The sequence below is a fragment of the Pedobacter panaciterrae genome, assembly GCF_013204795.1.
GTDB classification, from domain to species: Bacteria; Bacteroidota; Bacteroidia; order Sphingobacteriales; family Sphingobacteriaceae; genus Pedobacter; species Pedobacter panaciterrae.
Window position 1 is genome coordinate 476849 of sequence record NZ_JABMKW010000016.1, and the last position, 18868, is coordinate 495716.

General features: G+C 40.2%; 16 protein-coding genes. 6 read left to right on the plus strand and 10 right to left on the minus strand.

What is annotated here, in order from left to right:
- Positions 1-12: 12 nt before the first annotated feature.
- From HQN86_RS09940 to HQN86_RS09960, 5 genes are all read right to left on the minus strand, one after another.
- Positions 13-1482 (minus strand): RagB/SusD family nutrient uptake outer membrane protein, encoded by a 1470-nt coding sequence (locus tag HQN86_RS09940; protein ID WP_172660829.1) that lies wholly within the window; start codon positions 1480-1482, stop codon positions 13-15.
- 10 nt (positions 1483-1492) lie between these two features.
- A complete protein-coding gene (locus tag HQN86_RS09945; RefSeq protein WP_172660830.1) occupies positions 1493-4864 on the minus strand; it encodes a SusC/RagA family TonB-linked outer membrane protein in 3372 nt (1123 codons plus the stop codon).
- A gap of 75 nt (positions 4865-4939) precedes the next feature.
- Positions 4940-6202 carry a sialidase family protein gene (locus HQN86_RS09950; RefSeq protein ID WP_172660831.1) on the minus strand — a complete coding sequence of 421 codons (1263 nt, stop codon included), beginning with the start codon at positions 6200-6202 and terminating at the stop codon, positions 4940-4942.
- A gap of 156 nt (positions 6203-6358) precedes the next feature.
- Complete coding sequence (locus HQN86_RS09955; protein ID WP_172660832.1) at positions 6359-7045, minus strand: FadR/GntR family transcriptional regulator; 687 nt, start codon at positions 7043-7045, stop codon at positions 6359-6361.
- Positions 7046-7137: 92 nt separating this feature from the next.
- A complete protein-coding gene (locus HQN86_RS09960; protein WP_172660833.1) occupies positions 7138-7980 on the minus strand; it encodes a hypothetical protein in 843 nt (280 codons plus the stop codon).
- A gap of 184 nt (positions 7981-8164) precedes the next feature.
- Between HQN86_RS09960 and HQN86_RS09965 the strand changes: the two genes are divergently transcribed.
- The 3 genes from HQN86_RS09965 to HQN86_RS09975 all read left to right on the plus strand — a co-directional run bounded on the left by HQN86_RS09965 (position 8165) and on the right by HQN86_RS09975 (position 10732).
- Entirely contained in the window at positions 8165-8773 is a 609-nt protein-coding gene (locus tag HQN86_RS09965; protein WP_288879864.1) for an RNA polymerase sigma factor, read from the plus strand.
- Complete coding sequence (locus tag HQN86_RS09970; protein ID WP_172660834.1) at positions 8760-10001, plus strand: hypothetical protein; 1242 nt, start codon at positions 8760-8762, stop codon at positions 9999-10001. Before HQN86_RS09965 ends, HQN86_RS09970 begins: the two co-directional genes overlap by 14 nt.
- Before the next feature lie 314 nt (positions 10002-10315).
- A complete protein-coding gene (locus HQN86_RS09975; protein ID WP_172660835.1) occupies positions 10316-10732 on the plus strand; it encodes a DUF1801 domain-containing protein in 417 nt (138 codons plus the stop codon).
- Between the two features lie 45 nt (positions 10733-10777).
- On the opposite strand, the gene HQN86_RS09980 is transcribed toward HQN86_RS09975, so the two are convergent.
- On the minus strand, positions 10778-11284 hold the full coding sequence (locus HQN86_RS09980) for a DinB family protein (RefSeq protein WP_172660836.1): 507 nt from the start codon (positions 11282-11284) through the stop codon (positions 10778-10780).
- Positions 11285-11557: 273 nt separating this feature from the next.
- On the opposite strand from HQN86_RS09980, the gene HQN86_RS09985 reads away from it, so the two are divergent.
- On the plus strand, positions 11558-11827 hold the full coding sequence (locus tag HQN86_RS09985) for a hypothetical protein (RefSeq protein WP_172660837.1): 270 nt from the start codon (positions 11558-11560) through the stop codon (positions 11825-11827).
- A gap of 4 nt (positions 11828-11831) precedes the next feature.
- Here HQN86_RS09985 and HQN86_RS09990 read toward each other — a convergent pair whose 3' ends face one another.
- Genes HQN86_RS09990 through HQN86_RS10005 form a run of 4 tightly spaced genes read right to left on the minus strand, consistent with a single transcriptional unit; the run spans position 11832 to position 17329 of the window.
- Complete coding sequence (locus HQN86_RS09990; protein WP_048904159.1) at positions 11832-12209, minus strand: c-type cytochrome; 378 nt, start codon at positions 12207-12209, stop codon at positions 11832-11834.
- 59 nt (positions 12210-12268) lie between these two features.
- Positions 12269-13384, minus strand: coding sequence for a Gfo/Idh/MocA family protein (locus HQN86_RS09995; RefSeq protein WP_172660838.1), 1116 nt, complete (start codon positions 13382-13384; stop codon positions 12269-12271).
- 32 nt (positions 13385-13416) lie between these two features.
- Entirely contained in the window at positions 13417-14274 is an 858-nt protein-coding gene (locus HQN86_RS10000; protein WP_172660839.1) for a sugar phosphate isomerase/epimerase family protein, read from the minus strand.
- Between the two features lie 28 nt (positions 14275-14302).
- Positions 14303-17329, minus strand: coding sequence for a PVC-type heme-binding CxxCH protein (locus HQN86_RS10005; protein WP_172660840.1), 3027 nt, complete (start codon positions 17327-17329; stop codon positions 14303-14305).
- Between the two features lie 121 nt (positions 17330-17450).
- Between HQN86_RS10005 and HQN86_RS10010 the strand changes: the two genes are divergently transcribed.
- A complete protein-coding gene (locus tag HQN86_RS10010; protein WP_172660841.1) occupies positions 17451-18326 on the plus strand; it encodes an AraC family transcriptional regulator in 876 nt (291 codons plus the stop codon).
- A 285-nt stretch (positions 18327-18611) separates the two neighbouring features.
- Positions 18612-18818 carry a hypothetical protein gene (locus HQN86_RS10015; protein ID WP_048904154.1) on the plus strand — a complete coding sequence of 69 codons (207 nt, stop codon included), beginning with the start codon at positions 18612-18614 and terminating at the stop codon, positions 18816-18818.
- Positions 18819-18868: the final 50 nt, after the last annotated feature.

Genomic DNA, 18868 nt, shown 5'->3' on the forward strand with positions numbered 1-18868 from the left:
AATTGCGATAAATTAATATCCTTCTGTTTGTTTAATGTTAGGATTATTTGCAAATACCGTAGTATTTAGCGGCCAGAACAACGGAGTAGTTTTACCAACCAGGTTAGGAACATAGGTATACACATTAATGGTTCCCCCTTTATGAAAACGGACAAGATCGTACCAGCGCTTGTTCTCAAAAAACAACTCACGACCACGTTCATCAAGGATTTCACGCTCTACATCGCTCTTAATGGTAGATGCGGTATAGTTCCCTGTATTGGCCCTTTGTCTTACTTTGTTCAGGTATTCAATTGCCAATGGTATGTTATTTAATCCGGCGTAAGCCTCTGCCTTCATCAAAAAGATATCCGACAAGCGATAGATGATCAGGTCATTATCAGAAACACGGCCATCGGCATAGATGTTTCCGGAATATTTGGTGATCCATGAAATTTTCGGACCGCTTGCCTGCAGTTCCGTAATCCAGGTATATGGGATTCTTTTATCATCAGGGTTGGTAAATAAAGCTTTTGATTTTGGGCTAATCTGATAAGCACCCTGTCCATTTGCTGAGGTTTGCGCATAAGGGATTTTATCCAGATTCAATGCCCCATCAACCCCTGTTAGATAAGGAAGTGCATTTACACCATAATTGCCCCCAGCCTCATCCCTTTGAAAGTAAGCTGCCAGTGCCACCTCAGGATTGGTAGCTGCCCTTACCCCGGTTACATTTTTATAATCCTGGTTTAGGGTTAATCCCGATGCTTCTACCTCAGTAATTGCCGCAGCGGCAGCGGTAAGGTCAGCATCGCCACCACCAAGTACTTTTGCATTCCATAAGTATGCATCTGCCTTTAGTGCCATTGCTGATCCATATGCAAAGCGATATTTAGAAGGATAAGCGGTTTTTGAAAATCCACTTATAGCAGTAAAATTCTGGATGGCCAGATCCAGATCTGACTGGATCTGCTTCAAAACATCCACAGCTGTTGCCCTTGGCAGCAAAGGCACATTTTCATCTTCAACTGCGGTAAGCATTAAAGGCGCATCGCCAATGATGCGGGTAAGGTTAAAATAGAAATAGGCCCTTAAAGAATAGGTTTCTGCAAGGATCCTTCTCTTCGCATCCGGATTGCTTGCAAAAGAAAATCCTTCGATCTTTTTTAGCAATAAGTTGCAATGTCCGATGGCTTTGTACCAATCGTTATAATTAATTGCACCTGAAGAAGGTGTAATGATCTGACTCCACGATACTCCAAACCTGGAATTAAGCGCAGCAACCAGTTCCTCGCTACGCTCAGTGCCGTACACAATATTATTGGCAAACAAACGCATATAAGTATAGATACCGGTAACGTATGGTTCAAAATCATTCTCATTTTTAAAGAATACCTCATCGGTGATACTGGATTGAGGATCTACTTCGAGCAGCTTTTTACAACCAGGAGATATGGCTGACAGAGATACTATGGCTATTATAATTAATGTAATCTTTTTCATAATTGGTTTTTTAGAATTTCAATGTGGCCCCTAATAAAAATTGTCTTGGTCTTGGATAACCACCCGGATCAAAACCGGTATATACTTCAGGGTTTAGCCCTTCATATTTGGTTAAATAGCCCACATTGTATACCGTAGCGAAAATATTAAGCCCCGAAGCTTTTATTTTTTCAAGTACTTTTTTGGGAACATCATAAGAAATTGAAATCTCCCTAAAGGCCAGGAAATCGCCTTTAGAATACATTGCAGATACATCTGAATTGTAACTATTGTTGTTTCCAAGCGGCGCGTTGCGTAAGTAATTGCGCTGTCCGAAATCATAATCTGCAAAAGAGAAACGGGCATATTTTTTACCCTCATCACCTTGTTTCTGCCAGATATCCGGACCAATAGCGATTGATGGTGCACCTTCGTTAAACGCCCTGCCCTGGCCTAGTGAACGGGCTAAAGCGCCATTACTGATCAGGTGCCCCATGGCATAATCCACTGTAAACCTTAATGAGATGTTTTTATAACTAAAGGTATTTTGCATACCTCCCATTTTATTAGGATTTCTATAACCCATAAAAACCTGGTCTTTTGTATCAATCACCCCATCACCATTCACATCATCAAAAATATAATCGCCACCACGTTTCCCTACTGTTATCCCCTGCGGAGAAGCAAGGTTATCTTTTACCTTGGCATTCCAGGCTTTAGCCTCCTCGTCTGTAGCAAACACACCCGTTACCCGGTATGCATAGATTGGGTAAGGACGCTCTCCTTCTGCAAAACCTCCTGCTTCTACCAATGAATTGGAAGCCGGATCGAAGATCATATCACCACCTTGTCTGTTCTTCGCTCGACCATTATCAGGCAGTTTAGTAATTAAAGCCTGGTTGTATGCAAAAGAAAAATTAGCGTCCCATTTAAAATCATTTCCTTTAATGATGGCTGCACCAAGTTCAATTTCCACACCTCGGTTGCGCAGCTCGCCGTTGTTAAATGCGATTGATCCAAAAGGAGATTCCGATGGCAAAGGTTTAGAAGCCAGCCTGTCCTTGGTTCTTTTGTTATAATAATCTACAGTCAGGTTAATGCGGCTGTTTAAGAAAGAAGCATCAAATGCCAAATCAGTAGTTTCGGTTGATTCCCAACGCAGGTTATAGTTTGCCAGGTTGGACCTTAAAATACCGGAGCTTTGTCCATAATTAGCTGTTCTGTTATCCAGAACCGAAGCATAGCCCCCATAGGTATCAGTAATACTCAGGTCGCTAAGCCCCGCTGCACCCCAGCTTGCTCTTAGTTTTAAAGCATTAATCGCTTTTACGTTCCAGAAATCTTCTTTATGAACATTCCATCCAATGGAAGCCGAAGGGAAGAATGCGTATTTGTTTTCAATGGCAAAGTTCGAGAAACCATCGTAACGAAGTGAACCACTAAACAGGTATTTAGCTTTGTAATCATAGTTCACCTGTGTAAATGCACTGGCAGATCTGGATTCGCCAATGGTAGTAGCAAAGTTGGTAACATTACTCATCACCACCCCATTGATTACGGTTGTTGGTGGTTCGTTTATGGTATAGATATAATCGTTGCTTCCTCTCTGAGAACCTAAGCTGGCCACGTGATCTGTGTTCCTGATAAAGTTAACCCCACCAAGGGCAGTAAAATTATGCACATCTTTTATACTAAAATCGTATTGCAAAACCTGATCGATCATCAGCTGTCTCGCGTTTTTGGTATAGTCATTTTTCTGACGCTGTGTGGACGGCTGCACCTCATCGGCAGGTGTTCCCTTTCTCATGAACAGTTCTTTATAATCATCTATCAGATAAGAAAAGGAAGGTTTAAAATGCAACCCTTTGGTGATGGTCAAATCGCCGGCAACCCTGGATACCAACCTTTCACTTGAGGTACGGGTATCATCATACATCAATGTATGGAAGCGGTTACGAACAGTATACAGCTCACCCGGCATTGGATTTCCATCGTCCTTAAAAGTACGGATCAAAGGCGTAATGCGTGTACCTCTAACCAGCTCATTTTGAAAACCATCTACATAATTAGGCATTACGTTCTGATAGTTTAACATTACATCGATGCGGAAATTATCTGCAGCTTTGAACCCGAAATTCCCAAGTCCATCATAACGTTTGTATTTGGTTCCCACAAAGGTACCTGCCTGATTGGTATACCCCATCGACAGGTTAAAGTCAGATTTTTCGCCACCCCCACTGATAGACAGGTTTTCGTTACTGCTCAAACCAGTGTTCCAAAGCATATCCTGATAGTTGTTATCCGCATATAATAGTTTTGTACCAGGGTTAATGGGATCGTCCATTACTTTCCAGCCTTTGGACAACAGGTTGTCTACGTAAGATTGTCCTTCTACAGATACGATATTATCATATAAGGCAGTAAGGTTAATGTTTTTACCATACTGGCCTTTTTGTGTATAAACACGAGTACCTGCAGAGAAACCACCATTGTTTAACAGGTTGTTTTTATCAAGTGCATCAGCAGTATTTTTAACTGTGGTACGCGCCAAACGCAGGTACTGTTCGGCATTCAGGTAATCGTAATCCCTTGCTGGCGTTTCCCATGTGGTTCTGTGGTTTAGCGCAATGGTCATTTTACTATTCGCTTTACCACCTTTTGTTTTGATTACAATAACCCCATTTGCACCCCTTGCCCCATATATTGCGGTTGAAGCTGCATCCTTCATCACCTGCAGTGATTCTATATTATCAGGATTCACATCATTCATAGACCTGAATACCCCATCAACAATTACAAGCGGAGAACTGCTGTCGGAAGCACCTGTTGAACTACCGCCATTGTTACCCAAACCAGAACCATAAGCGTTAGGTTTGGTACCACCCCTGATGATGATGTTTGTAGCACCTACCCCGGGCTGCCCGGTGGTAACCGGTACCGAAACACCTGCAATTTTACCCTGCAGGGCCTGTACGGGATTTGGACTGGCGATGTTTTTTAGCTCATCGGCACCAAGCTTTGAAATGGCAGCTGTGGTTTTGGTTCTCGACTGCTGTGTATAACCCACAATCAAGACTTCTTCCATTGAAGTTACATCAGATTCCAGCACCACGTCAATTTGTTTTTGCCCGTTTACAGGCACCTCCCTGGCTTTAAAGCCAAGATAAGAGAATACCAAAATCCCTTGATCTGATGGTATTCTAATGGCGTATTTACCGTTCACATCGGTAGATATCCCGATAGTACTACCCTTAAGTTTTACACTAACACCCGGTAGTGTTTCCCCCCCTGCACCCGAAGTAACCTTCCCGGAGATTTGCAGTTCGCGTGTCTGCCCAAAGAGGTTTTTAGTTGCGAAAAAGCAACAGAGAACGGATAGAAAAATAAAAATCCTTTTCTTCATAACTGGTTTAATTTTAATATTTGGTTTATGGTTGTGATGTGCTCAAGGGATGATAAAAACACATGGTATTTGGTTTTATGGTTCTGTACTGCCGTTTAAGATCCAGGCGAGATTGAACTTGTCAAATTCAATAGATTTATTGCTGCTGGCTGAATCATGAACATTTTCATTGTATTCTACTAAGGCACCAATGCAGTAATCGGCGGTTTTTACCATGCTAGAGTAGCCACCGTAAACTACAGTGCTGTTGGTATAATCGCAATTAGCAGTACTATAAAGTGCACGGCTTCTTGGCCAGGTAACCCCATCATCATAACTGATGCGCACGGTCATGTTACAACGCTGACCGGTTCCGTTGGGATTAAGGAATATGATCCTGTTCGGGTCGTCGGTATTATATCTTAACATGGATCCTTCGCACTTTGGATCGGGCAATGCAGTTACCGTTGAAAAAGCGGGGAAACCGCCGACAATAGAACCCACTGATTTCCTTCTGGTTTTTGATAAATTCCACTCGGTAGTACCCGGCCTGTCATTTCTCATCAGGCTTCCATTCATCAATTCCACTATGGTACTTTCATCTGTACCACCGGCAGTTAATTCATATTGCCATGTTGCACCATGATCATCACTATAAATATTTCTTCCGTATGCCGGAACAATCAACCTGCCGGGGTGATCGTATGCTGTTCTGATACCTATACCCGGACCAACACAATCCCATTTGTACGAAGGTGGCGTTAGGCTGCTCGTACGATCTAAGGGAACAGACCAGGTAACACCATCATCATCGCTATATGAAGTATGAATTTTTCTATCGCCCCATGCCTGAAAATCTGACCATTGGGCTTTAAACTCATCATTCCACTCCAGAAACAGCCAGATTCTTCCGTTTACGCCCTGAGTTGGGTCGTAAACAGCTGTTGGATTGCCCCATGTACCAGCGCCACTCCCAACAACTTCACCTAAGGTAGACCAGCTGGTTCCGTTGTTTACAGATCTTTTATATACAACATTGATATCGCCATAATCACTTGGGCTCCATCTTCTGCCTTCGGCAAAGGCAACCAGGGTTCCGTTCTTTGTTTTTATGATTGAAGGAATTCTGAAAGAATGGTATATACTTTCATTGCCTCCGTTAAATACGACCACACGCGTATTCACTGGAGCGGCCAGTACGGCAGCGGCTACCTTGGCTGTGCCTGAGGCTGTTGGTTTTTCAATGGTACTTGCACTTATTGAGTTTTTAGAACACCCGATGGCAAGAGAGACGATGAGAAGGAGACAGCAAGATACGATGACAAGATATTTGCTATCATTTTTTTTGAAGTGATTCATAGCGGTCATTTAATATTTGGTTATAAGCCCTTATGTAGGACATATCAAATGTGGGAACTATTTTTTATAAAAGCAAATATTTAAATTTCATTTATACAGGAACGGCCTTCAAATATAGTTTGAAGGCCGTTCCTGTATAAAGATGTAAAGCAAAAATTACTTTAACCGATCGAAATGAGGCTTAAGATGTGCCTCCATCCCCTTTTTAAAATCAGCTTTTGATCCTGTTTTCAGGATCTGAACCAGGTCCATATGGTTAATTTTTCCTCTTGTTGGCTTCTTTTCCAGGGTAACAACATAGTCGAAAATAGGAAGCAGCATAATTTGAAATCTTTTCAGTGTATCGTTGCCCGACATTTCGTAAAGCTTACCATGAAAAGCAATTTCATTTTTAATTCTGAATGAATTATCAAGGTTCACTTCTTTTTTAGCTATACTTTCCAATTCGGCAATATCCTTATCGGTTTTTCTGATGTAAATCAGATCAGCCAATCCCATTTCAAGTACAAGTCTGAGCTCAAAAATATCCTGAAGCGTTTCCTTATCTATTATCAACGGGTCAAGAACACGCTCAAACGTTCCCAGAATATCTGGTCTGGCCAGCACCATCCCTCTTTTCTTTTTAGTTTCAATCATGCCCAGCATACGCAGTCTGCTCAGTGCTTCTCGTAAAACATTTCTGCTTACACCTAAAGCTTCTGCCAGCTCCAATTCTTTTGGCAACGCATCGCCGGGCAGGAAGGACTTCTTTTTTAAATATTCTCTGAGTTTTACTTCAACAACATCTGCCATCGTAATTGACGCGATGGGAGCCAGATCTTTACTTAAATCGTTAATTGCCATAATGCATCAAAAATGAGATATTTTTTGTTAATATGTACTACAAGATAAAAATATTCTCACTCCACAATTTCGGCAAATTACTTTTTCTCAGCTTAATTTAAAGGCGGTGTATTCAGTGTAAGTATAGGCCAAACACCCGGTCTAGGGTAACTTACTCCTTTGGTTTCGCCTTTAGCAGCATCTGAACCAAAATAGTAGAGCGGATGACCTTTGTACGTTAGCTGATTTTTACCAACAGAAGTTATTACTGTAAAATCTGCTTTTTTTAGTACAGAGGGAACGTTTAAAATCTCCGATTCAAATATTGGCCATACGGCATTGTTACTAAGATCAGGCTTGGTAAAATTGTTTTTGTTAAAAGTATCGGGCGTAAAGGCATACAGTGTGCGGCCCTTTGCATCGGTTAGGTAAACGGTTATCCCCACTCCTTCTTTTGAATCGGCAGTATAATTTTTACCATCGTGACCAACTAATTGCTGGCTGGCCATCATAACAGAATAATCTGGTTTGGCAACAAACCAGATGCCACCTACCCCATCTCCTTTGATCTCGTCTTTGCCCTTATCGCCGGCATAATAATACAGTGGCCATCCTTTATAGGTAGTTTGTTTTGTACCATCGGCCCTTGTGATGGTGGCAATATCCGCAGCATTTAATCCTACGGGAGGGGTCGCATTTTCCGCATAATATACCGGCCATGTGATTAAGCAGCCATCAACACAAGTGGATGCACTATTGGCATCTTTTACAAAACAATAAAGGGTTTTACCTGTACCATCCGTAATAACACTACCGAAGGTTGCCGATGCTGCAAGTTTAAGGTCCAAAGAAACTTCTGGTTCTTTGATCACATCATCTTTTTTCTTTGAGCAGGCAGTAAAAAGTACTGCAGCTAAGCTAAACAGCACAACTGTTTTTTTGAATAAGGGTGACATAGTTGTTTTTTTTAAAGTGAATTAAAGAATTGATTGATAACTAATATGGATTACGGGAAGGCAGCATAAATGGTTGCGCAGAGATCAGAAAATAAATATTTATTTTTAAAGCAACCTATTGCGTAACTTCAACGTACTATAGTTAGTATAGGTGAAAATGGCCAATGTAAAATCGAAAAAATAGGTGCAGGAAATTATTGAAGGTTGCATCAGGAATGACAGAACAAGTCAGTATTTGCTCTATAAAGAATTTTATAGTTATTGCATGGCCATATGCCGACGGTACGCTTTGAATGACGATGATGCGGCAGATGTATTGAATAGTGGGTTCATGAAAGTGTTTACACATATTGAAAAATATGACCCCGAAAAGCCCTTTAAATCATGGCTTGGAAAGATTATAACCAATACCGCCATTGACCATTACAGGAAAAGCCTGAAGTTTTCAAATCACGACGAGCTGAGTGAACACGAAGACATGGGCGGGCCTGCGCAAGTATACGAGCAAATGGCCTATAAAGATCTGCTGGTACTGGTTCAGGGATTGCCCCCCGCATACAGAACTGTATTTAACTTATTTGCCATAGACGGATACTCACACGAAGAAATTTCGGAACTTTTAAATATATCGGTAGGGACATCGAAATCAAATTTATTTAAAGCAAGACAAAAGCTGCAAGAAAGGCTTAGTTCCGCGGGTGGAACCAGGTCTGGGGACGTATATTTTAATAACTTTAGTACTCAAAATGAAGTGCCTTTACAAAACAAAATAGCTGTAGATGGAAAAAGATAATGGAATAGATAAGCTGTTTAGAGATGGGTTGAATGATCCTGAAATCCCTTTCAATGAATTGGACTGGGCAAAGATGGAACAGAAACTGGACGCGGGTGCTAAGAAAAGGGTTATCCCATTTTGGTTGTATGCTACAAGTGGCATTGCCGCTGCATTGGTTGTTGGTTTGTTCTGGTATTTTTCGGGGTCAGACCATGTAATTAAGGAACCTAAAAAAACGGAAATAGTTGAATCAAAAAAAGAGAAACCTGCAAACAATAAGCCCTTAGGCACAGATACCGGCGTTGTTGTGAAAACAAATCCGGAAGCGGTTGCTGTTGAACAGATTATTAAGCCGCCTGTTAAAAATATAGATCATAACTACGTTGAGACCCCGCAGGTTATAAACCGCAGTCAGGATCTTATGATTACTCCTGACACCTCTTCAGTTAAAGAAAACAAGAAACGGGAACTCATTGCTGAGGCAGTAACACCAAAAACAGAAGATAAACAAACTGTTACTCCGGTTGACAGCTTACCGACGGGCAAGAAAGCTGATGTTTTAGCGCAAACCAATGGGCCTGCTACAAAAACTGATACTCCTGAAAAGAAAGACAATAAGCCACTGCCACCAAGCTTTACCGCAAAACGAAGCGCACTTACATTATCTGTTATGGCAGCGCCAGATATTTCGACTTCGAATAGGAATGTGGATACCAAAGTAAGCTCCAACATAGGGGTGCTTGCCACTTATGCAGTTACCGATAAAATTAGCGTAACCACTGGCGCTGTTTATTCAAGAAAGCTATACAATTATGGCGGAGTTGGATCGGCAGGAACGACCTATATGAAAAATGCCTGGCAGGTCGATGCGGATTGTATTGTTTTGGATGTTCCGCTGAATGTAAATTATACGTTTTTAAAAAGAAGAAACTTTTCTGTTGGTGTAAACTCCGGGCTATCAAGTTATTTTATGCTTAATGAAAAATACAAATACTTTACCGGACCGCAGGGAGGGGCACAAAAGGTTTCTGAACTTGAAATCAAGAATCAGAACCAGCACATTTTTGGTGTAGCCAACTTATCCTTAAGTTTTGAGCGCAGAATAACCAACTCGCTGAGCTTTGGGGTACAACCTTTTATAAAGCTACCGCTTACGGGAATTGGAAATGGCAATGCCAGATTAAAATCTACGGGTGTTGCCTTTTCATTGAATCTGGGTTTATTTCCCAAATCCGGGCGCAAATAGAACTTTCTTATCGCTATGATAAATGGTAGGCTGCTCTTTTGCCAATGTCATCTCCTCAATTACAGCTCAATCGGCCATAAGCCTATTTTATTTACACCGGATTACCTGCTGTAAAATCTAGGCTACCTAAGCCATATAATTTAATATAATTACTTATATTTAAAGCTCATCCCAGTTTATTATATGTCTTAAATTGTCACAAATCGCCCTTTAAAATGTCGTTTACGCACCGCATTAAATCTGCTTTGGCAATATAAATTTGCTGTACTAAATTGCTGCACTAAGCATTGAATCAGAATCAACCATCTCAAAATATGACTATATCTAAAACCGCCACAAATTCAAACAAGGTAAGTGCACACATCAAAAGATTAGAAGCACCCATAGCAGCCGCAACTCAATATATAAGGCAGATTATTTTAAGCACAGATAAAGAAATTGCAGAACAAATAAAATGGAATTCGCCCTGCTTCTATTATACAGGGCCAATGAAACCGTTCGATCCTAAAGAATATAAAAGAGATATCGTAGTAGTAAACCTCCATAAGGGCAATATCTTACTGGTTTTTCCTACCGGGGCAAAAGTTAATGATACCAGTGGATTGCTTGAAGGAAATTTTACAGATGGCAGAAGACTGGTTAGGTTTAAAGATATGGATGATGTTAAAGCCAAACAGGACTCGTTAAAGACAATAATTACAGAATGGCTTAAGTTGGTAGAAACCAATTAGCGTAGAAAGCGTCTGAATCATGATTTATGATTCAGACGCTGACGACTATTTCATAGCTTGATATAAATACGTGCTGTAATCAGTTGAAACTCCTGCATGATCTAATTGCCGAAGCATCGCTGCAATATTTCCTCTATGATAGGTCCCGTGATTTACAACGTGTTGTATTACCTCACTATGTTGCATGGACAGAGTCGAATAGGTCGTAGTTTGTTCCATGTCAGTAGTACTAACAAAATCATAGTAGCTTTTGGACAACAGATCCTGCTTTTTCCCGAAATCGGGAAGACTTAAGGCTTTTACTTCTTCTGTAAGTCTTGCAATTGTACTCCTTATGGCCTCATAATCATCTGAGGCATATCTCCTAATTAATAGTGAATGCCATCCATAGTCAACAATATAAATATGCATTAGCGTATCAAAAATAGATGGAAAAACACTTTTGATATTTTCATGGCATAGTTCAGACGGGAGTTGCATTAAGTGATCTAAAATGGTTTTATTTGCCCAGGTATTATAATCGAATAGCTTTATTGAATGATTGTTCATCATTGTCTTTATTATGTGTAAATGAAAAAGGATTAGATTTCTATGTATAAAAAATACATACATTCTTATGCCGTAAATTGATACAGAAATATCAATGCGGCATAATCATAGAATTACCAACTAGCTTTGAGATTTAGCAGGTCAGTTTTGTGGTTATATGTGTGATGGGATTTTTCATAGTCACCTCCTTCTTTTTAGGCAATTAATAAGTCAAAAATATACTTTTTTCCCCATCGGACAAATTAAGAGGATGTATGCAGGAAAAGTGTTCGTTTTATGTGGCTGAGCGTTACGAGTAAGCCCGATCATAATAGGATTAACCATATTCGTGGGACTCGGTTAAAACAGACCCTTAGAAGGGCATTTGAAGAGGTGGTTAAATATCGCAGGAGAAGGATTATTCGTATTGAAGAGGTTCGTACCGATAGAACCAAGATCGCGACCAATGCACCAAAATTCAAAATCGAGAAAATACGCTGGATACAGAATGAAGTCCAAAAAGAAGAGGATGTTCATATTAATAATGAACATCCTCTTTTAGTTTAAGTTATTACTTTGTAGAAAGTATATACTTTACAATTTTCTCGGCGTCAGCCTGAGTAACTGATGGGTGAGGTGCCATAGGGATTTCGCCCCATACTCCACTTCCACCTTTAATTACTTTTTTAGCAAGCAAAGTAACGTTTGCCTGTGTTGCTGGATATTTCTTTGCAACATCTGAGTATGCCGGTCCAACTAGTTTTTCAGTTGGCTTATGACATGCAAAACAGTCTGATTTTGTAATCAGTGCTTTTCCCTGTGCAACATCTGCAGGTGATAAAACACTAGATGCCGGTTTAGCCCCCTTACCGGTTTTCTTAGTTTGTGCGTATCCGCTTGTGCATACTGCAAAAACAGAACAAATTAAAAAGACAAAGCTCTTTTTCATATTCAATACATTAAAATTAATTGAGTTCGGTTCATTTGATAATGCAAATAAACTAATTTTTATGATTTAAACGTGAAATCTGGCAAAGGAATTATTTCTCCACCCTTCATTGCCGACTCATGCGCCAAAATACCAACACAAGTGATGTTGGCAGATTCCTGAGCATCAGGATAGGGAGCCCTGTTTTCAGTTAAAGCTTTTAAAAACTCATTTACAAGATGTGGATGCGAACCTCCATGGCCAGACCCCTGGATAAACGATAGATGCTGGTTCTCCTCAGAATCATAAACACCAGCAGTGGTAAAATGCTGAATTTCCTCGGGAAGAAGATGCGCATAATCTGGTATTTTAACTTTTTCAGGAGATTCACCGGTATGGATTACACTATCCTCATGTTCAATCAACGTCCACTCAAACGATTTTTTAGAACCATACACGTCAAAACTCTCTCGGTATTGTCTCGCGGTATTAAACAGCGATCTGGTAACTTCCGCAGACAAATCTGAATCACGGTATTTGATATGACAAGTTTCGATTGCAAATGGAGATCCATATTTTTCAATCAGATGATCATCAATTTTTCCAGAACCAAAACAAGAAACATATGCTGCCTGTGCTTTTGGTAAAGCCAGTACAGGGCCAACACAATGTGTTGCATAATGCATTGGTGGCAAACCTTCCCAATACCCCGGCCAGCCTGCCATTTCCTGCTGGTGGGAAGCTCTTAAGAATTGTATTTTGCCCAGGTCTCCCTTTTCATAAAGCTCCTTTACAAATAGAAATTCGCGACTGTAAATAACTGTTTCCATCATCATATACGTTAAACCGGTTTCTTTTACTGCTTCAACAATCTGACGGCACTCCTCAACAGTAGTCGCCATTGGCACTGTACAAGCCACATGCTTTCCGGCCCTTAGCGCTGCAATAGATTGCTCAGCATGATTTTGTATCGGCGTATTGATGTGAACTGCATCTACATCAGGATCTTTAAGCAATTCCTCATAACTCACATACCTTTTTTCTATTCCGAATGCATCTCCTATTTCTTTTAACTTATCCGGATTACGCTGACAGATTGCGTACATGTTTGCATTGGGATGTTTTTGATAGATCGGAATGAATTCTGCACCAAATCCAAGTCCAACAATGGCAATATTTATTTTTTTCTGACTCATATTATTAACTGATACAATGTTTATTTGATATGTTATTTACTCCAGTTTCTTAAAAATTTACCCCCTTCTTCGGCAAAACTATCCTGGCTTGGCGCAAGTGTACGCCAGATGCAAACCGCTCCGGCCAGTTCTTTTATCTCAGGGGTAAAACTTTCGATTGAAACCGCACCCTGGTAGTTTATCGCTTCTAATCCTCTTTTATAGGCATCCCACCTGGTTTGACCAGTACCTGGAGTACCTCTGTAGTTTTCAGAAACCTGTACATGCAAAAGGTCCTTACCTGCAAGCAAAATTGCCCTTTCAATATCAGGTTCTTCAATATTCATATGAAATCCGTCCAGCAATATCTTTGCTGTCGGATGATTGATATCTTTAATCAGGCGAACAACATCTTCGGCAGTATTGATCAGATCAGACTCGAAACGGTTCAACGGCTCTATGGCCAACTGAAGTCCTCTTTCCTGCGCCATTCCCCCTACTTTATGAAGATTGGTCGCCGCCCTGTCCCACTCTATTTTTTTCTGTTCAGGCGATACTAAACGTGCCTTACCTACTGCAGAATACATTGGCCCGGCAAAAAAACCGGCCCCAATTTCATATGCTATTTCCAGGCAAGATTCTATGTAATCAAAACTGGTATCATGATACTTTACGTCTTCATTTGTTAAATCTCTGGTTGGTCCAAAAGCCCCACAAATGGCAGGCACTAAATCAAATTCTTTAAGTGCTTCTTTAACCCTTTTTGTGTCAATTAGTGCAGGATCTTCAATTGGTATTTCTACCATGTCGTATCCCATACTCTTGATCTTCGAGAACAGTGAAATGGTGTCTGTTTTAAATGGCGATGTCCATAACCATGTACTAACACCTAACTTTATATTTAAACTCATAATGTACCGGCAGATATTTGATTGCTATTTATTTGGTTACTTTCATTACACCATTCATGATGCTCCAATGTCCCGGAAAAGTACACAGGAAAGGATAGTCTCCTGGCTTATCAGGTGCAGTGAACTGTAAGGTAACTTTTTCTTCCGGATTCAGCAACTTGGTTGCGAACAAGATCTCAGGAATAGCAGGCACATAATTCTTCTCTGCACCGTTAGGATCCTTCGCCATTTCATCTGCGGCCGCACCCACTTTTTTAAGTGTGCCGGGTTTAGAAATCACCATGTTGTGCTGCATAAAATCCGGGTTTTCCAGGTTAATGGTTACCGTTTGCCCTGCTTTTACCGTGAATGAGGTTTTGTTAAACTTCATTACATGCTCTACAACCTTGATGTTGATCACCACTTCATCAGAAGGCTTAGCAGAATGATGTTCTTTTTCAGCTGAAGCCACATCTTTGTTTTTCACATTCGGAAGGATGTCCTTAACTATCGTCTGAATATATGCAGATGGATTTGAGGCTGTTTTAGACATCGCCAGGAACCCTTCATGATGCAGTAATGCTGCTGTATACAATGCCTGAGCAATGTATTTATCTTTTGCATTTACCGAATCCGCAGCGGCTTCGTACAAAAGATGTCCAAGATGAACAGAAGCAGGTATATCTGATATGGCAAGTATAGCCGCCAGGCGAACACGAAGATCTTTGTCTTTAAGTAAACCTGATTTTTGGATTGAGCCAATCATTGCATTGTCTTTTGGAAGCGCTTGGATGGCAGCCTTTCTTACACCAGCTGCAGGATGATTTAAGGCCTCCTGTACTGCCTTTAAGGCTTCAGCATTAGATCCATCTAAGGCACCTAATCCTTGTAAGGTCCAGATCGCATTTACTGCAGGTCCGTTTAATCCTATTTCGTCTATTTTTTGATTGCTGATGATTTTGTAAAGTCCAGGAATAACTGACCGGTTTTTAGATTCCACGATTAAACGCTGAGCAGTCATTCTCCAGAATAGGTTATCGTTTTCTAAAGCGGAAAGTAATCCTTCAGGATGGTCTTTAGACAGCTTAATTGGGGTATATGCTTTCGCATTTTTATATTTAATTCTGTAGATACGGCCACGTACACGGTCACGTAGTGGATTGATGTATGCATTACCTTCTCCATTCTCAAATCCACGCGGCGTAGGGTTGTGCTGAATGATAAAATCATACCAATCTGCTACCCACACTGCACCATCCGGTCCCACTTCGGCGTGTACAGGACCCACCCATTCGTCGGAACTCGCCAAGAAATTCCAGCCGTCTTTTTCTATGAAACCGGCACCTTCTTTTTTAAGTAGGGCACTGTGAATTACCCTTCCGGTGGGTTCACAAACAAAGGCTGTGCTGTTCCAGTAACTTTTAGGAAAATTCCTTGCAGTATAGAAATTATGACCTGCAGCGGCGGTAAAACCACCATGCACATCTACCTGTCTTAAATTTGGAAATACCACATGCATTTCATAATGACCATCAATCTTTTGAACCGGTTGAACCTTAGAACCAGGTAATACTTTTTGCATATATTTTTCCGGCATTGAGAAAAATGCAGTATGCGTATTGTTGGCAGTAGAAATAAACACATCATTCTCTTCTGTAAAGGCTAATCCCCAGGTGTTGTTGCTGGTTTTACCTTTGAAATCAAAGTTTTTGCCATCAGGTGTAAAGCTGTACACTCCCTGACTGAACTTCAGATTCTGATCGCCTATTTTACCTTCAAAGCCAGCATATCCCACTACTCCCCAGATCCGATTATCGAATCCGTATTTTAAATTTGAAGGGCCGGCATGGGTATCGCTTTTACCCCATCCGGTGATGATATTTTCACGAATATCAGCCTTATCATCGCCATCGGTATCTTTCAGGAAAATAAAGTCAGGGGCCTGTGCAACGATTACACCACCGTTTGAAAACATGATACTGGTAGGAATGTTCAAACCATCGGCAAAAATTGTAAACTTATCTGCTTTACCGTCTCCGTCAGTATCCTCACAAATCTTTATTCTGTCGTCGCCCTTGCCATTTTTATTTCTTATTGTATTTGGATAATCTATCGTTTCTATTACCCATAGTCTTCCTTTTTCATCCCATGCCATTGAAATTGGGTTAATAATATCAGGCTCTGATGCAAAAAGCTGTATGTCAAAATCTACAGGAACCTGCATACGCTTTTGGGATTCAGCAGCAGTAAAGGCATGCTGAAATCTTGGTGCCGGATCACGTTTTTCGTAATTAGGAATATTGGCATCAGAATACACGCCAACAGGAATTTTGTAATCGGCAATTTGCTTTTGCACTTTATCTCCCAAAGCCCAGATGACCCCATTACTGATCAGTTTTATAAAATCAGGTTGTTTCCAGGTGCTATCATTGTGACCACTTGCGGTATAAAACACCCTCCCTTTACCTTGTTTGCGAACCCAGGTATAAGGCTCATGTAAGTCGCCCTCAACACGTTCCTGCAGAACTGTCATATCGGGATTAAGCTTGGTATGAACATAGGTTTCATCCCATGAGGAGAAAGGATTAACGCCTTTCATGACAGGGTGATTTTTATTCACCGTTACCGCCGAGAATACCCCTGTTTTATGGGTACTAAACTGTCCGCCAACGGCCTGAATATACCAATCAGAATTCTGAAAGCAGAAAGATGCAGAGTGAATAGGGATTAAAGCTTTCCCCCCCTCTACAAAATCTTTAAGTGCTTTTTCCTTGTCCGGAGTAATGGTATCATAGTTACCGTAAATAATGATACCATCGTATTTATTAAGTGTCTGAGTGTTTAACAAACTCGTATCAGTGGTATAAGAGACATTAATCCCCAGTCCGAAAAGAGGACTGATCAGCATCGGAGCAAGCTTTGATGAGTTATGATGCATACTTTCGTTTCCTAAAAAAAGCACCTCAGCTCTTCGGGGATGCTGTTTCTCTGCATTTCCACCGACTACTCTTGTTTTATTTGAACAATACTGAAACAAGACACTACTTAATACGATTAGAAAAATAATCTTTCTCATTGGGTCATTATTATATTTGGAAATACAAATAAGCTATTTTTTATATCATTATTCTATCTAAATATTATCAGTTTCTAAGTGTATTTTGTCATTGCCCTATTTTTTTATACTTTCACATCAAATGAAAAGCATTGTTCAAAAATCTGCCATCCCTCATTCCAAATTACTGGTTGTTAAGAGACTGGAGGAATTAAATTTCGATCCCAGCCTCCACCAACACCCTGAATATCAATTATTTTTAGTTCTAAAAGGATGGGGAACACGCTTTATTGGAGATAATATTAAACCATTTAAACCAGGAGACCTTGTATTTACAGGACCTAATCTTCCACATTTATGGAGAAATGACCCTGACACCAAAAAATCATCAAAAACGCTAGGCATAGTAATATACTTCCCTCAGAATTTTCTTAATGAAATTATAAGTTCAAAAGAAGAAATGGAGAACATCCGTTTACTATTTGAAAAAGCGGGAAGGGGACTGGAAATTTATGGCAAAACCAATAAGATGGTAAGTAAAATGATGCACGAACTCCTCAATGCAAAGGGGGTTTCGCGATTAATTATACTACTTCAGATTCTAAATACAATTGCAGACTCAACAGACTGCCATCCGATCACGCATGTCAACTACATTCCAATAAATAACAAAACCGAATCTGACCGGATGAATAAGATCTATAGGTACATTATGAAAAACTATAGAGATAAAATAAGTCTGGAAGTGATAGCCGAACTGATAAACATGACACCCAGTTCGTTTAGCAGGTATTTCAAATCGAGGGTCAACAAATCCTTTTCAGATTTTTTAAAGGAGTTAAGAATAGATTATGCACGCAAACTTTTGAACGAAAACAAAATAAGCATCAACAGTGTGAGCTATGATTCCGGTTATACTACGCTTTCTAATTTTAACAAACAGTTCAAAGAAGTAACCGGAAAAACGCCACTTCAATATAGAAATGAATACCTTAAAATAAGGACAGAAAGTATCTAAAACGATCTTAAATTTGGGGATGAGGTGCCCGCTTACCTATAGTGCACTAAATGAACAAATTGAACAAATCCATACGCGCTATCGATTTTCCCTTAATACAAATGGTTTTCTTGTCAAAAACCCACATTTTACCCATCTAAGTCAACAATTTGGCGCTTTCTGGCAGATTTCCCCTGCCATGGTTTTCTCACTTTTATTATTACTTTCGTTTTAGTGTTGGCCAACATAGGCGTATCCTGAAAAGCCTTTAACGAGTAAGGAATTTAACAATAACAACCCCCTATTATGAACAAGTTAGAATTAAACAATCTTGGTGTTCAAGAAATGAACACAACTGAAATGACAAAAGTTGAAGGCGGTGGTTTACTTGGCGGTATATTAGATAGTCTTTTGACTTCTGTAGTAGGAACCGTAAACTCTGTAGCAGCTGACACTTCAGCTTTCTTAAGCAAAACATTAACCAATGTTTTGAAACTGGTTTGGAGCCTGTAAGAAAAAATATCGGCAACTGTTATTCTGAAATTCAGAATAGCAGTTGCTTT

Excerpts from the sequence above, each read along its gene's own strand:
- HQN86_RS09940 (WP_172660829.1), bottom strand. The coding sequence starts at position 1,482 with ATGAAAAAGATTACATTAATTATAATAGCCATAGTATCTCTGTCAGCC.
- HQN86_RS09945 (WP_172660830.1), bottom strand. The coding sequence starts at position 4,864 with ATGAAGAAAAGGATTTTTATTTTTCTATCCGTTCTCTGTTGCTTTTTC.
- HQN86_RS09950 (WP_172660831.1), bottom strand. The coding sequence starts at position 6,202 with ATGAATCACTTCAAAAAAAATGATAGCAAATATCTTGTCATCGTATCT.
- HQN86_RS09955 (WP_172660832.1), bottom strand. The coding sequence starts at position 7,045 with ATGGCAATTAACGATTTAAGTAAAGATCTGGCTCCCATCGCGTCAATT.
- HQN86_RS09960 (WP_172660833.1), bottom strand. The coding sequence starts at position 7,980 with ATGTCACCCTTATTCAAAAAAACAGTTGTGCTGTTTAGCTTAGCTGCA.
- HQN86_RS09970 (WP_172660834.1), top strand. The coding sequence starts at position 8,760 with ATGGAAAAAGATAATGGAATAGATAAGCTGTTTAGAGATGGGTTGAAT.
- HQN86_RS09975 (WP_172660835.1), top strand. The coding sequence starts at position 10,316 with ATGACTATATCTAAAACCGCCACAAATTCAAACAAGGTAAGTGCACAC.
- HQN86_RS09980 (WP_172660836.1), bottom strand. The coding sequence starts at position 11,284 with ATGATGAACAATCATTCAATAAAGCTATTCGATTATAATACCTGGGCA.
- HQN86_RS09985 (WP_172660837.1), top strand. The coding sequence starts at position 11,558 with ATGTGGCTGAGCGTTACGAGTAAGCCCGATCATAATAGGATTAACCAT.
- HQN86_RS09990 (WP_048904159.1), bottom strand. The coding sequence starts at position 12,209 with ATGAAAAAGAGCTTTGTCTTTTTAATTTGTTCTGTTTTTGCAGTATGC.
- HQN86_RS09995 (WP_172660838.1), bottom strand. The coding sequence starts at position 13,384 with ATGAGTCAGAAAAAAATAAATATTGCCATTGTTGGACTTGGATTTGGT.
- HQN86_RS10000 (WP_172660839.1), bottom strand. The coding sequence starts at position 14,274 with ATGAGTTTAAATATAAAGTTAGGTGTTAGTACATGGTTATGGACATCG.
- HQN86_RS10005 (WP_172660840.1), bottom strand. The coding sequence starts at position 17,329 with ATGAGAAAGATTATTTTTCTAATCGTATTAAGTAGTGTCTTGTTTCAG.
- HQN86_RS10010 (WP_172660841.1), top strand. The coding sequence starts at position 17,451 with ATGAAAAGCATTGTTCAAAAATCTGCCATCCCTCATTCCAAATTACTG.
- HQN86_RS10015 (WP_048904154.1), top strand. The coding sequence starts at position 18,612 with ATGAACAAGTTAGAATTAAACAATCTTGGTGTTCAAGAAATGAACACA.